Origin of the sequence: Paenibacillus alba (genome assembly GCF_013204855.1) — a bacterium.
In the GTDB taxonomy this organism is placed as follows: Bacteria; Bacillota; Bacilli; order Paenibacillales; family NBRC-103111; genus Paenibacillus_E; species Paenibacillus_E alba.
The window spans coordinates 63673-76816 of the sequence record NZ_JABMKZ010000002.1 but is presented as its reverse complement, the minus strand read 5'-3'; the positions used below and the strand labels follow the sequence as shown (position 1 = coordinate 76816).

Below are 13144 nucleotides of genomic sequence, written 5' to 3'. Positions count from 1 at the left end.
AATCAATGGTATAATGATATCGTTGCCATTATACATACAAAGGAGTAGAGATTATGTCCATTTATGATATTGAGGTTGAGACGATTACAGGTGAAACAAAGTCACTTTCTGCGTACAAAGGTAAAGTGCTGGTTGTTGTGAATACGGCAAGTGCTTGTGGACTTACTCCGCAGTACAAAGGGCTGCAAAGCTTATACGAACAATATGAAGATAAAGGTTTGGTCATTCTCGGATTTCCGTGTAATCAATTTGCCGGACAAGAGCCTGGGACGAATGAAGAGATCCAAAGCTTCTGCGAACTCAATTATCAAGTGACTTTTCCGATGTTTGCTAAAGTAGATGTCAAAGGTGAAAATGCACACCCTTTGTTTACTTATTTGCTGAACCATGCGCCAGAGCCGTCTCGGACAGGCGATATTGAGTGGAATTTCGTGAAGTTCCTCGTGGATGCAAACGGCCAAGTCATCAAACAATATAGTGCACGTACGGAACCAGCCGAAATCTCGGCAGATATTGAAGCGTTGTTGGCATAAGAAAAAAGATGGTTGCGTCCAAGCGTGTTGACAGCTATAATCAGAATAATTATGAAACGAAGGAGTCGAATCACATGCTAAATAAGAATGGATTCGTACAATTTCATCATTTTCATCGGCGTTAGCACACACCTGGAATAATCAGGGTGGGCTAACGCATTTCGCGTTGGCCTCCCTGCGGGATAGCATTCGCGCAGGACCATAGGTCCGGCGCGTTTTTTTATCTCGTTATGAAGGGGAAGATAAACGTATGCGAAACGTCAATCAAACGCAAGATGAGTGGAACGAAGAGAAACGTCAATTCAAGCCATAGAGCAAGCGGTGGTCTTCGTCAGAACGCCTGCCTTCTTGGATGCGTCAGCTTCACGGCTGCTGGTTGTAGAGTTGGCTATGGTGGGGATACTTGCAGAAACAGTAAGTGAGAGCATAATTGAAATTCAACAGAAAGCTGATAGGCTGGGCATTCGATATATCGTTGAAATTTGCAAGGAAGAAATAGGGTCAGATCAAATTCGACTATGGGATTTGCTTGAGCAGGAGAATCGGAAATTACCCATGGAACATGCGATTTATCTGCTGGAGAAGCAATATCCACCGGCAAATTTCACCTAACTATTCGATGGAATGGAGTAAAACATATGGCAACACGTTATGGATTTATCTATGCGCATCCGGATGACGAGACTTTTCTGAGCGCGTGTCTGATACGCGAGCTGGCTGATCAGGGAGAAGCGCCCGTGCTGCTGCTTGCTACCCGCGGTGATGCCGGCAGGCAAGGGCTTGAACGAGCTGCAAACAGAGAAGAGTTAGCTCAATTGCGTGAGGAGGAAATGAAGGCAGCTGCAGAGGTTCTTGGCCTAGCAGATGTTGAGCACTTAGGCTGGCCGGATGGTCAGCTTGCCATGATCGACTTCGAAGATTTGGTAGCAGGAGTTATTGCTTTTATCCAAAAGCACGAGCTGGAGATTCTGTTTTCGTTTGCGGAAGATGGAGGCAACGGCCATCCGGATCATGTAACGATTTCCAAAGCGACAACCGCAGCGGTCTTAAGCGGCCAATGTCCAAGCGTGCGCAAGCTCTATTACGCGTCGTCTTCTACTTTGCGAGCAAATGGTCACAAGAGCTCTATTGTGGTGGATACAGAAGCAAACTGGAAGATGAAAGCAGCCGCATTGCAGGCTCATGCGACTCAGCATGTTGCCATTGCCAAGTACTTCGGCGACCTGGCAGCTTTTCCTGAGGAGCGGCGATTTGAAGCCTTTGTTCTAGGATGGCAGGATGGTGTGATGTGGCCTAAGCCCGAAATTGCCGCGCAACTGGAAGAGTAGAAGCGGACAGTGGTATACTTAGTAAAGGCAGATGAATATTGGCACGGCGCCCCCCCGAAATATGCGCTGTGTCTCGAATGCTGTATCTACGAATATAGCGGATAGAGATATGCCCAAGGAAGGTGTGGAAGATGACCCTTTGCAACTGTGAGAGATGCGGACAAGTGTTCATCACGAAGTTTGAAAAGCGTTGTAAGGTATGTTCTCAGCTGCAGTTGACCGAGTCACACAAAGTGAAGGATTTCGTTCGAAACCATCCGCGTGCGACACTTATTGAAGTGTATCATGAAACAGGCGTCTCCCTGAAGACGATTAAAGAGCTGATGAGGGCATGATTTTATCCCACTATGAGAAGCTGAACCCATAAAACTATGACAATCTTATACCAAGATGCCATGGTTTTTTTGCTATGCATCTATGTCATTTTTCTATTTCGTTATATATACAAGAAAAGGAATTAATGTCATATTAGAGTGGGTAATAGATGAGATAGTGGGGGCAGTTGAGATTATGAACTTATATCACGGCGATAATTTTGACATTATGAAGAAACTGATTGATGAAGGCTATGCGGGCAGCTTTGACATGATCTATTTGGATGGGCCCTTTAACTCTGGTCGTATATTCACAAGAAAAATTAGAGGAACTAACGTAGAATTGGTCGATCCGTGGCATGAGTTAAAGAGCATTCAGCTGTATGACAGGCCTGAACTTTATTTGGACGATTATCACAAAAGAATTGAGCTAGCAAGGGAACTTCTGAGCACCAGCGGTGTGCTGGTTTTGCAGATTTCTCAGAAAGAAGGGCATTATTTGAAGGTGCTTCTCGATGCGATTTTTGGTAGAGAGCACTTTCTATGTGAAGTCATCTGGAAGATGGCAGAGAAGCCTTACCCACTTCGAGATCAGTTCGGGCTGTCTCATGAATCGCTTTTTTTCTATGCCAAGACAGACAATTATATGAAGCATAATCGGCTGCTGTTTCCCTCCATTTGGGATGATGTTGGATTTTACGAAGAGCTGGGGGAAGAAGACACGTTCTACCCTTCACAAAAGCCACAAAAACTAATGCGTCGAATTCTGGAAGCTACAACAAAACGGGGAGATCTGATTGGTGATTTTTATTGCGGCAGCGGCAGCATGCCATTCATGGCACAAGCCATGGGACGCAGGTGGATTGCAAGCGATACTAGTTGGCAGGCCGTTGAAGTTACCAAGGAGCGACTATATGGAATTGGCGTTCGACCTCATATTTTCCGTATAAAAGGTAATCTACCTGCGGATATGGAAGGCTGCTGGGAAGTCCCCTATATTAACGAGGATGGAATCCACGAATCTCAGAAAGTGAGAATTCCGTTGCCAACTCTTGTTTTTCAGGATAATCGCTTTGTTTTAGAGCATGAAGATTGGAGGACGTGGTGTTTGTACAACGTGCTTCATGTAACATTGCGAGAGGGGAAGCATATGTTTGAGTGGGATCGTATACAAGAACGGATAGATGAGCTGCTTTCGTTGCCAAAGGAAACCTATATGCTGGAAAGCCATAGAGGCAAGGATGGAGATATTCGCATAAATGATATCTTCGGCTGTGATTATTATTACCACAATAGTAAGTACAAGTTATCGATTCCTGAAATCATATAATTGTAAATCGAAGCAGGGCCAAATTAACTCCAACATTCAAGTAGGAGTTAATTGGCCCTGCTTCTTCTTTTGGTTATGAATAGCTAGGATCTCTTCGCAAACACATCCAGCAGAAGCTGATCTTTTACGGGATCTTGGATGTCCCAGGCGGTTGCAAATCTGACTTGATGCGAAACACCGGCAATGTCATATTTCTGAACGAGATGCTGCCTTGCTGAGCCAATGATCAGCGAATGAAGGCGCAGCTGCTTCTTCTGACCAAGCGTCGCCAGCCTCAACTGTACCGCCTTGGTGATCTGGCCGACGCCATCGGTGACCATCACGAAGTCCGCATCATGAAATTGCGGCTGATGCTGAACGATGTCCATGCCCCTGCTTAACGGGGCGTCGAAATTCGTGCCGCCGCCGAAGGCCAATTGAGCAAGTCCATAGAAACGGTCCCAATCGGGACGTTTATAGGACAGTACATGCTCAATCAGCTCGCCTTTTGCTCCAAAAAGGAGCAAAACGAAGTCACGCCGCTCAAGGAGAGCGAAGGAGGCGAAAGTCGCGGTGAACAGCTGCGCCAGCCGCAGCTTGCTGCCTCGCATCGAATGCGAGGTATCGAGCATGCAGATGACCGGCCCCTTTTGCGGCTCCAAGGTGGCGCCTGTGTAGTTGTAAGTCATGAGCTTATTTTCCATCCATTTGAAAAGAAAATAAGGCTCAAACTCTTCATCTGCGAGCAGGCTGGCTTCGCTGGGAAGCATATGCGCGATATCGCCGGACTGACGCAGATCATCGTAGGCTTCCGGCACATAGGGCGAGCGCAGCTTTTTGCGCTGGACGCGCAGGTGATGGACGTTGCGTCCGACCTCCTGCAGGAAAGACACCAGATCCTTGCTGCGCTTCAGCTTCTCGATCCACAGCACGTAATGCTCGAACGTCTGTCTGCGCAGCTTCCCGAGCTCGCTGCCCCAGCGCCGGTTCGCGAGCCGCTGACTCGCCTGCACGAGCTCGTGCACATTGAAGCTGTCAACCTCCTCGAGGGACAGCGTTTCCTTCAAGGATCGACCGAGCCAGTCCCCCAGCTCGTTCTCAATCTCCTTCATGGCGGCGAGCTCACGCGCGCTCATGCGGTCCAGCTGCCGCTCGCGGCGCTCGAGTTCCTCTTCCGCCTTGCGCAGCTTCGCTTTCAGCTTGTCGCGCTTCATGAACTCGGTGCGCATCTCGCTCTGCAGCTCCGTGATGCGCTGCTTCAGCGCACGGATCTCCTCGGCAATCAGCGGCCGAGAGTCAACGGCTTCGTGCTTGTCTTCGACAGCACGTTTGCCTTGCTGCAGGGTGTAACCGACAAGCCGCAGCTTCTCGATTTGCTTCTCGGAGAGCCGCTCGCTGACGTTCTTTTCCTCTTGTCCGCTTTGAAGCTGCTTCCTTTCAAGACCTACACCGCTTTGCTTTTGCTCTTTTTGACGCTTGTTGACTTCCTTCTCGTAAGACTCGGTCAGCCACATCAGAGCTTTAAGCGCAGTTTTGAAGGAAGCATTCACTTGTCCAATTGTACGAGGATGGATGGATACGTAGAAATACTGCTTGCGCAGCGTCATAATCATCCAGCGGTGAAAGGGAGTTTCCTCGATCGTTCCGTCAATGTCAGGCTTAGATAGGTAAAAGCACATAAAGAAATCAGCGAACAGTTCTGCAGTGAACCAGGGGGCTTGCCGGACAGCTTCACGCATCCATTCCCCTGCGACGCGTGATGAATGGACATAGCCATCAAATACGTATCTGTCTACTCGAGTGCAGCGAATGATCATAGGAGTAACCTCTTATAGCGTATAGTCGTAAACGATACCGGGAATTTCACGGTCGAAGAGCGTGCGGTACAAGCCTTGAATGGTTTGCAGAATACGTTCTCCTTGAATCCGAAGGTGTGTAAATTTGACGGCATATTGATCAGGATGCTGGAGGAAAATGGACTGGGAAGCAATCCATTCTGGCAGCTTCTTCTCCTTCTCTTGCCAAGAGACGAGTCTGCCGCGCAGGCTTCTTGCTGTTTCCTCAAGCTCTAAGCGGCATTCCTCGGAGGTAGCTTTCAAACGTTCAACGGTATCTTTGTTTAGAGCGCCGCCAATCTCTTTTTTAAACTGAAAAGCATGCAGCTCGTCTTCTTTTTCCAGCCACTTTTTAACGGTATGATTGTAGTGAAGAAGAGGAAGCTCTTGTTCCATCTCACGTTTGAGCATGTCTTGAAACAACGTATCAAAAATGCCCCTAATCTCCACCAAATCTTCAGGGAAGTCCCACAATAGGTGCGGCGTAAGCACGGTGTCCCAGACATTCACAGCACTTCGTCCGTGGATCGCCGCAGAGACTTTCCATGTATGGCCGATCTTGTGCCATCGACGATCCGACAGCACGTATTCTTTCTCTTCCAGTGCCGTTTTTAATTGAAAAAGCATATAAATCAGAGCATCCGGCAGCTGGATATCGGCGGTTTGCGTATGCAGCTGTTTAACCAAATCAGTCGTTAATAGCGTTGGCAGCTTGGAAGTCGGCGCTTGAAACATCAGCTCAAAACTGGATATTTGCTTGACATATTCGACCTCAAACCGGAACAGGAAGCGGTCGTAAAGGGCAGCTAATTGTTCGTTGTCTTCTGGCAGCTCATTGGAGGCAGCCATCAGAAACAGCAGCGGAGACGTTTGCTTCTGCCGGCCATTGAAGAAGATACGTTCATTTAAGACGGATAGGAGAGAATTCAATATGGCGCTGTTCGCTTTGAATATTTCATCAAGGAAGGCGAAGCGAGCGCTAGGCAAGTATCCATCGGTTAATCGAATATATTCGTCGTTTTTTAATTTTTGCAGCGAGACGGGTCCGAATAATTCATCAGGTGTTGTGAAGCGTGTCAGCAAATAGTCGAAATAAGGCTCATTCCCGAAAAGGTCTGCCGCGGCGCGTGCCAGTTGCGATTTGGCAGAACCGGGAGGGCCGATTAATAACAGATGTTCTCCGCTCATGATAGCCAGCAGCAAGACTCTGATAAGCTCCTCCCGTTCCATGAACCTGTTCTCCAGATGCGCCATAGCTTCTCGTAATTTGTTCTGTATAACGATGGGTTCTTTCATGACTGGTGTCCCCCTTGACGTATTCAAAGCTCGTATGCTTCATTGTACCAAACTGCCGCGCAAACTTCGAATATGCTACAATATGAGCTGACGAAGTAATCAAAGGAGAGATTTTCATGCGGATTGGTGTTATGTCTGATACCCATTTATCGGCACACGTTTCAAAGCTTCCTGATGCGCTTGTCCTTGGCTTGCAAGGGGTCGATCTTATCATTCATGCAGGCGACTGGGTGAGCGAGCACATCGTTGATTTGGTGGAAGCGATAGCGCCGTGTGAATCTGTGGCAGGCAACAATGATGGCTCAAGTATAATCGAGCGGTTCGGGTTAAGGAAAATCCTCACACTGGGGGATTACCGAATCGGATTAATTCACGGAGATGGATATCGGAAAACGACGGAGGAAAGAGCTCGTGAAGCATTTCAAGCCGATCGGCCGGACATCGTAATCTTCGGGCATTCCCATATTCCCTATATGCAAACGGTAGAAGGCATTCTAATGTTCAATCCAGGTTCGCCTACGGATAAAAGAAGACAGCCCAAATACTCCTACGGTATCATCGAATTAGGAGAAACGATTCAAGCTGAGCATTTCTACTATGAAAGCAAGGTTTAAGCAAAGCGCCTATGCATGCTAGTTCTCCGAATCTATGACTTCATAGGATACATCCGGCATGGACTAGCATGGAAGGCGCTTCTGCATGTTCCCCCGCATGACTTTCTAACCTCAACTTTCTGTTCCTTCTTTGTTTTCTCCTCCTATCCGCAGTTTCAACAAAGCATCCGAAGCTATTGCGTACGTTGGCGATAACTGCAATGCAGCTTCGTAAGCTTGTGCAGCTTGCTGGTTGTTACCGAGATGCTCTAAACATAAACCAATGTAATACCACACATGAAAGCTGCCTGCGCCTCGCAACGTCAAGTGTTCACCCGTCGTTTCCCCTAAAACTAGGCAATGTTGGAACACATCTAACGCGCCTGCGTACCAGGTTTTCAAATAAAAAATAACCCCTTTGTAGAAATGAAGATCAACATAATCGGGATAGAGCGCAATGGCTTTATCAATGCCAGGCCAAGCCCCGTCAATGCTTCCAGTGTTGAAGAGGATGGCATATTTCAGTTTGTACAGAAGCGATGGCGGCATCTTGCCGCTTTGAATGAAACGTACGATAGATAAATTGACATATTCGAACGCTTTATCATACCGGTGGACACGGTAATATTCACTAGCCATATGATACTCGGTCCAAGGATTGGATGACTGCTCATTCGCCTCTTGCAGAAGCAGGGTCATATTGCGCTCATATTTATTTTTCTGCTGGGTAATAGAATCCATATAGCCGCGGTGCCATAGTTTTAAAGGGACATGCCCTATGATGGCGGAACGCTCTTGATTTCCGAAAATTTCATCGACATTCAGTGTCTCATGAATCGGATATTTGAACTGCAGACCCCTATGATTGCGGAAAAAACGTGGATGAGCAATATGAAATGCTTCGTCTTCATTTGGCACTTCGCCAATATAATTAATCAAATGCAGCGAAAGGATAGCAGCATGTTCCTGACGCAGTTGCGCATGCAAATCATAGTCACCTAATGGTGCTAACTCTTCATCTGCGTCCAAGTAGAGTATCCAATCCCCTGTGGCATGGGCTAATCCGTGGTTCCTCGCATCCGCAAAATTGTTGTTCCACTCATAGGCAAGCACTGTAGCACCAAATGACTGGCAAATTTCAATGGTTCGGTCGGAAGAGCCGGTATCCACAATAATCATTTCGTCAATCCAATTCTTGACGCTGTTCAAGCAGGCCGCGATTAATTCCTCTTCATCTTTCACGATCATGCAAAGCGAAATTGTTGGTCGGCTCATGGGACGACACCTCCGGGTATCACATGGATATGTGCTGGGGCAAATCTTATGGCCATAACTATGCGGCTTCGAGCAATAAAATGAAAGGAAGGGGTTCAGCATGACATCATGTCCAATCTGTGAAGCAGCGGAAAGCAAGATGTACCATCGTTACCCAAGCTTTAATCTCATGAAGTGCAGCGGATGTGAAGTGATTTATCGGGAAAGTTTGGAGAGCGTGCAGCAGGATCAACTGATCATGGATATTTATGATGAGAAATGGGTAGCTATGCGGGATCAATATGCGGTGAATACCCTGAGGGAGCACGCTTCTTTCAACACGATGCTGTTGGATATGTTTGTTCAGAAAAAAGGGAAGCTGCTGGAGATTGGCTCAGGCACCGGAGAATTCCTTTGGCTAGCTCGCGAGGCCGGGTGGGAAGTTACGGGAGTCGAGCCTTCAGCCGTTGCCTGTGAATATGCCAATGAACGCTATGGCTTAGCCCTCCATAATGAAATATGGCATGAATCCATATTAGAGCAGGGGGAACTATTTGATGCGATTGTGTTCTGGCATGTTCTGGAGCATATTCCGAATCCCAAATCATTCATGAAGCAGGTGAAACGTCTTCTTAAACCAGAGGGACGCGTTTTGTTCAGTTTGCCGAACCTGCATTCCTTAACGAATGCGATACTGGGAACAGCTTCGCCAATTTTAGTAGAAGAAGACCATTTGTGCCATTACGCCAAAGAACATATTGAGCAGCTCATGAATCTCAGCGGGTATGAAATTATTTCCTTATTTTCTAGAGAAGAGCCTGCAAGGCTGGAGCGTGACTTGCGGTTAAATCCGGCAGTTCAGGGATATCTGACGACCATGCGAGAAACAGAGAAAATTAAAATGATGATTGGCCTGCAGGCCGGCTGGCATGGTCATGAAATCTTCGGTATTGTGGGACACCGCCATGAGTAAATTGACGTTATCCATGATTGTCAAAAATGAAAGTCACCGATATCTCCGCACTGCGCTGATCAAGCATCGAGACTGGATTGATGAAGCGGTCATCATAGATGACGGAAGCACCGATGACACGGTGGAGATATGTAAAGAGCTTCTATCAGGTATCCCGCTCCAACTTATCCAGAATGCCGAATCCCGTTTCTCTAATGAAGTGATTTTACGCAAGCAGCAGTGGGAGGCTACGATCAGAACGAATCCAGAGTGGATTCTGAATTTGGATGCAGACGAAATCATGGAAGATCGGTTTGCGAATCAAGTTGCTGACTTGTTATCGCAGTGTGAGCAGGATGTTGTTTATTTTCGGTTGTACGATATGTGGAATGAGACCAGCTATCGAGAGGACGCGTATTGGAGCGCTCATCATACCTACCGGCCGTTCCTTCTGCGCTATAAGCCTAATTTTCCTTATTTATGGAAAGAGACGGCGCAGCATTGCGGAAGATACCCCGCCACGATCAATCTGTTCAGCTACGTATGCCATCCTGCAAGAGTAAAGCACTTTGGCTGGGCGAATGCGGAGGATCGAAAGGAGAAGTATGAAAGGTATATGAGGCTGGATCCGAATGCCCAGTTTGGATGGAAAGAACAATATGAATCCATCCTGGACGATCAGCCGCATCTTATTAAATGGGAGGAATAGCCCGTTGATCACCATAAGTCTCTGTATGATTGTCAAAAACGAGGAACAGTCGCTAGCTCGCTGTCTTCAATCCGTTAAGGATATTGCAGACGAGATCATTATTGTTGATACCGGCTCGACGGATCGCACCAAAGAGACCGCCGCGGCATTCACGGATTTCATCTATGATAAAGTGTGGAACGATCATTTCGGAGAAGCCCGGAATTATGCCTTTTCCAAAGCGACACAGGAGTATATCTTATGGCTGGATGCAGATGATGAGCTTGAAGAAGAGGATAGAGCGAAATTCATTGCCCTTAAGCAAGCTTTGGATGCAAGCGTAGATAGCGTCATGATGCATTATCACTTGGGTTTAGATGCGGATAACAAGGTTATTACCAGCCTAAAGCGCAATCGGTTAGTTCGGCGTGCGTGCGGATTTCGCTGGGAAGGACCTGTGCATGAAGTTCTTCTGGTAAGCGGGAATATCATTCACGCCGATATTGCGATTACCCATAAGAAAGATAAACCTTATACGGATCGCAATTTGCGCATTTTTCGGCAGCGTGCAGCCGCTGAAGAAGAGTTTACACCGCGGGATTTATATTACTTCGCTAATGAACTAAGGGATCATAGCTGTGATGAGGAAGCTGTCGATTATTACGAACGTTTCCTTCGCACGAAGCGGGGATGGAGTGAGGATTGTTTCGCAGCTTGCTTGAAAATGGGAGACTGTTACGGCAGATTGAATCAGCGAACTTTGCAAATGAGAGCTTTATTTCGAACGCTATTGTACGGAAAACCAAGAGCTGAGATGTGCTGCCGAGTAGGAGCATTATTCTTAGAGGATAATCGTGTGGAATTAGCGGTTCATTGGTTTCACACAGCGACGACTCTGGGGGAGCCGCTTGGCTATTCAGGCGTCGTCGATCATTCCGCATGGACGTGGCTGCCGCATCTCCAGTTGTGCTTATGCTATGATCGCCTAGGCAATAAACAAAAGGCAGAGCTCCACAATGAGATTGCAGCTGTCCACAACCCGACGCATCCCAGCATATTGCATAATAAAGCTTATTTTGCTCAGCTGCGCCGAGAGGAGAGGTCTGTTTGAGGAAGAAAAAGCGAGTACTGATCAGCAGTCCTATTCGTCAAACGCCTGATATTTTGAAGCCTTTTCTAACCTCTCTTGCGGAACTCGAGCAAGAGACTGTTGAGGTAAGCTACTTCTTTATGGATGATAATGAAGATCAAGCTTCCACACAGCTGCTACTGCAATTTCAAACTGAGCGAGGGCGAACAGAAATTCAGGTTGAAGCTGCTGAGCTCAAACACTACCAGAAAGATGAGTATACGCATTATTGGCAAGAGGATACGATTTGGAAAGTAGCCAGAATGAAAGACGCGATGATTGCTCATGCGCTCAAAAGGAATTTTGATTACTTATTTCTCCTTGATTCTGATTTGATTCTACATCCACAAACGCTTGAGCAGCTTGTACTTGCGAAGAAGGATATTATCTCGAATATTTTCTGGACAAAATGGCAGCCGGATACAATTGAGATGCCGCAAGTATGGGTGTGCGACCAGTACACGTTGTACCACAAAGATAGAAAAGAGACATTAACTGATGAGGAAGTAGCTGCACGGACTTGGCAATTTTTCAAGCAATTGCGAATCCCTGGCGTGTACGAAGTAGGTGGTTTAGGGGCATGCACTTTAATTAGCAGAAAAGCGTTGAAAGATGGGGTGCGATTCGCAGAGATTCCTAACTTATCCTTCTGGGGCGAAGACAGACATTTCTGTATTCGTGCCCGTGCCATGGGCTTTTCACTGTTTGTAGATACCCATTACCCAGCTTATCATATTTACCGAAAATCGGAGTTAACAGGGATTGAAGCGTTCAAGCAAATGAATAAGCCAGTCGCTTTAACAGAACGGAAGATTACGATAAGCCTTTGCATGATTGTTAAAAATGAAGAAAATGCCTTACCCATCTGTCTTCATTCAGTAAGAGGCATTGCTGATGAAATAATTATAGTAGATACAGGTTCATCTGATCGGACCAAAGAAATAGCCGCTAAGTACACCGATCAGATTTATGATTTCGCTTGGGTGGAGGATTTTGCGGCTGCGAGAAACTTCGCATTTTCTAAAGCGACGAAGCAATACATGTTATGGTTAGACGCGGATGATGTCCTGACGGAGAAAGATCGCGGGTTATTTTTAACCTTGATTGGCTCGCTGGAGACAGAGGTTGATCGTGTGACCATGGCTTATCATCTGAGTTTTGATGAGAATAATCAAGTCACGCATAGCTTGCGCCGCAATCGACTGGTTCGTCGAGCTTGTCAATTCCAATGGATTGGGGCGGTCCATGAATATTTGAACGCAAGCGGCAGTGTCTACCATAGTGAAATTGCCATTACTCATCAGAAGGACAAAGTTCACACAGACCGTAATTTGCAAATCTATCGCAAACGCAGGGAAAGAGGCGATCCTTTTTCCACGCGTGATCATTACTATTTTGCCAATGAGTGCCGGGAGCATGGCTTCTATGACGAAGCCATCCCCTTATATGAGCTATTTCTAGAGGATCCTACTGGGTGGCAGGAAGATCAAATTGCCGCTGCTCTGCATTTGTCGGAATGCTATAGCCATAAAGGGCAAAGAGATGAGCAGTTGACAGCTTTATTTCGAACTTTGGAATATGACCTTCCCCGGGCGGATACTTGCTGCCGGATAGGAGCAATATTCCTAGCTGAATTGGATTATCATCAAGCCATTTATTGGTATGAATCGGCTACGCAATGTTCTAAACCCAATGAGATGATGGGGGTCGTGAATCATTCCTCCTGGACTTGGCTGCCTCATGTGCAGCTCTGTCTTTGTTATGATCGCATTGGAGACTTGATCAAAGCAAAGCTTCATAATGATATTGCCTTTTCATATCATCCTACACATCCTTCCATTCTTCATAATAAACGATATTTGGAGCAAACCGGGGTCGTGTAATTTTTTAAGATAAGTGTTCGATTACAGAAG

At 46.7% G+C, this 13144-nt stretch carries 13 protein-coding genes; 10 read left to right on the top strand and 3 right to left on the bottom strand.

Features of this window, described 5'->3' with window-relative positions:
• Positions 1 to 53 precede the first annotated feature (53 nt).
• The 5 genes from HQN90_RS00395 (at position 54) to HQN90_RS00375 (ending at position 3505) form a co-directional block, all read left to right on the top strand.
• A complete protein-coding gene (locus HQN90_RS00395) occupies positions 54 to 533 on the top strand; it encodes a glutathione peroxidase (protein ID WP_173215420.1) in 480 nt (159 codons plus the stop codon).
• Between the two features lie 279 nt (positions 534 to 812).
• Positions 813 to 1145, top strand: coding sequence for a hypothetical protein (locus HQN90_RS00390; protein ID WP_173215418.1), 333 nt, complete (start codon positions 813 to 815; stop codon positions 1143 to 1145).
• A gap of 26 nt (positions 1146 to 1171) precedes the next feature.
• Complete coding sequence (locus tag HQN90_RS00385) at positions 1172 to 1861, top strand: PIG-L deacetylase family protein (RefSeq protein WP_173215416.1); 690 nt, start codon at positions 1172 to 1174, stop codon at positions 1859 to 1861.
• 131 nt (positions 1862 to 1992) lie between these two features.
• Positions 1993 to 2196 (top strand): hypothetical protein, encoded by a 204-nt coding sequence (locus HQN90_RS00380; RefSeq protein ID WP_173215414.1) that lies wholly within the window; start codon positions 1993 to 1995, stop codon positions 2194 to 2196.
• 175 nt (positions 2197 to 2371) lie between these two features.
• Positions 2372 to 3505: a DNA methyltransferase gene (locus tag HQN90_RS00375; RefSeq protein WP_173215412.1), complete on the top strand. Its 1134-nt coding sequence runs from the start codon at positions 2372 to 2374 to the stop codon at positions 3503 to 3505.
• Between the two features lie 83 nt (positions 3506 to 3588).
• On the opposite strand, the gene HQN90_RS00370 is transcribed toward HQN90_RS00375, so the two are convergent.
• Together HQN90_RS00370 and HQN90_RS00365 are read right to left on the bottom strand one after the other, a co-directional pair.
• The gene (locus HQN90_RS00370) at positions 3589 to 5301 is read right to left on the bottom strand and encodes a vWA domain-containing protein (RefSeq protein WP_173215410.1); all 1713 of its coding nucleotides are present in this window, start codon (positions 5299 to 5301) and stop codon (positions 3589 to 3591) included.
• Positions 5302 to 5313: 12 nt separating this feature from the next.
• Positions 5314 to 6615 carry an AAA family ATPase gene (locus HQN90_RS00365; protein WP_173215408.1) on the bottom strand — a complete coding sequence of 434 codons (1302 nt, stop codon included), beginning with the start codon at positions 6613 to 6615 and terminating at the stop codon, positions 5314 to 5316.
• 116 nt (positions 6616 to 6731) lie between these two features.
• On the opposite strand from HQN90_RS00365, the gene HQN90_RS00360 reads away from it, so the two are divergent.
• Positions 6732 to 7229 carry a metallophosphoesterase family protein gene (locus tag HQN90_RS00360; RefSeq protein ID WP_173215406.1) on the top strand — a complete coding sequence of 166 codons (498 nt, stop codon included), beginning with the start codon at positions 6732 to 6734 and terminating at the stop codon, positions 7227 to 7229.
• Between the two features lie 111 nt (positions 7230 to 7340).
• Here the strand turns inward: HQN90_RS00360 and HQN90_RS00355 are convergent, their stop codons facing one another.
• Positions 7341 to 8483 (bottom strand): glycosyltransferase family 2 protein, encoded by a 1143-nt coding sequence (locus HQN90_RS00355; protein WP_173215404.1) that lies wholly within the window; start codon positions 8481 to 8483, stop codon positions 7341 to 7343.
• 100 nt (positions 8484 to 8583) lie between these two features.
• On the opposite strand from HQN90_RS00355, the gene HQN90_RS00350 reads away from it, so the two are divergent.
• The 4 genes from HQN90_RS00350 to HQN90_RS00335 are packed head-to-tail and all read left to right on the top strand — an operon-like array spanning position 8584 to position 13114.
• Positions 8584 to 9435, top strand: a complete 852-nt coding sequence (locus tag HQN90_RS00350; protein WP_173215403.1) for a class I SAM-dependent methyltransferase — start codon at positions 8584 to 8586, stop codon at positions 9433 to 9435.
• Positions 9428 to 10123 (top strand): glycosyltransferase, encoded by a 696-nt coding sequence (locus HQN90_RS00345; RefSeq protein ID WP_216855152.1) that lies wholly within the window; start codon positions 9428 to 9430, stop codon positions 10121 to 10123. Before HQN90_RS00350 ends, HQN90_RS00345 begins: the two co-directional genes overlap by 8 nt.
• A 4-nt stretch (positions 10124 to 10127) precedes the next feature.
• Positions 10128 to 11213: a glycosyltransferase family 2 protein gene (locus tag HQN90_RS00340; RefSeq protein WP_173215399.1), complete on the top strand. Its 1086-nt coding sequence runs from the start codon at positions 10128 to 10130 to the stop codon at positions 11211 to 11213.
• Complete coding sequence (locus HQN90_RS00335) at positions 11210 to 13114, top strand: glycosyltransferase (protein WP_173215397.1); 1905 nt, start codon at positions 11210 to 11212, stop codon at positions 13112 to 13114. The genes HQN90_RS00340 and HQN90_RS00335 overlap by 4 nt, the downstream gene beginning before the upstream one ends.
• Positions 13115 to 13144 lie beyond the last annotated feature (30 nt).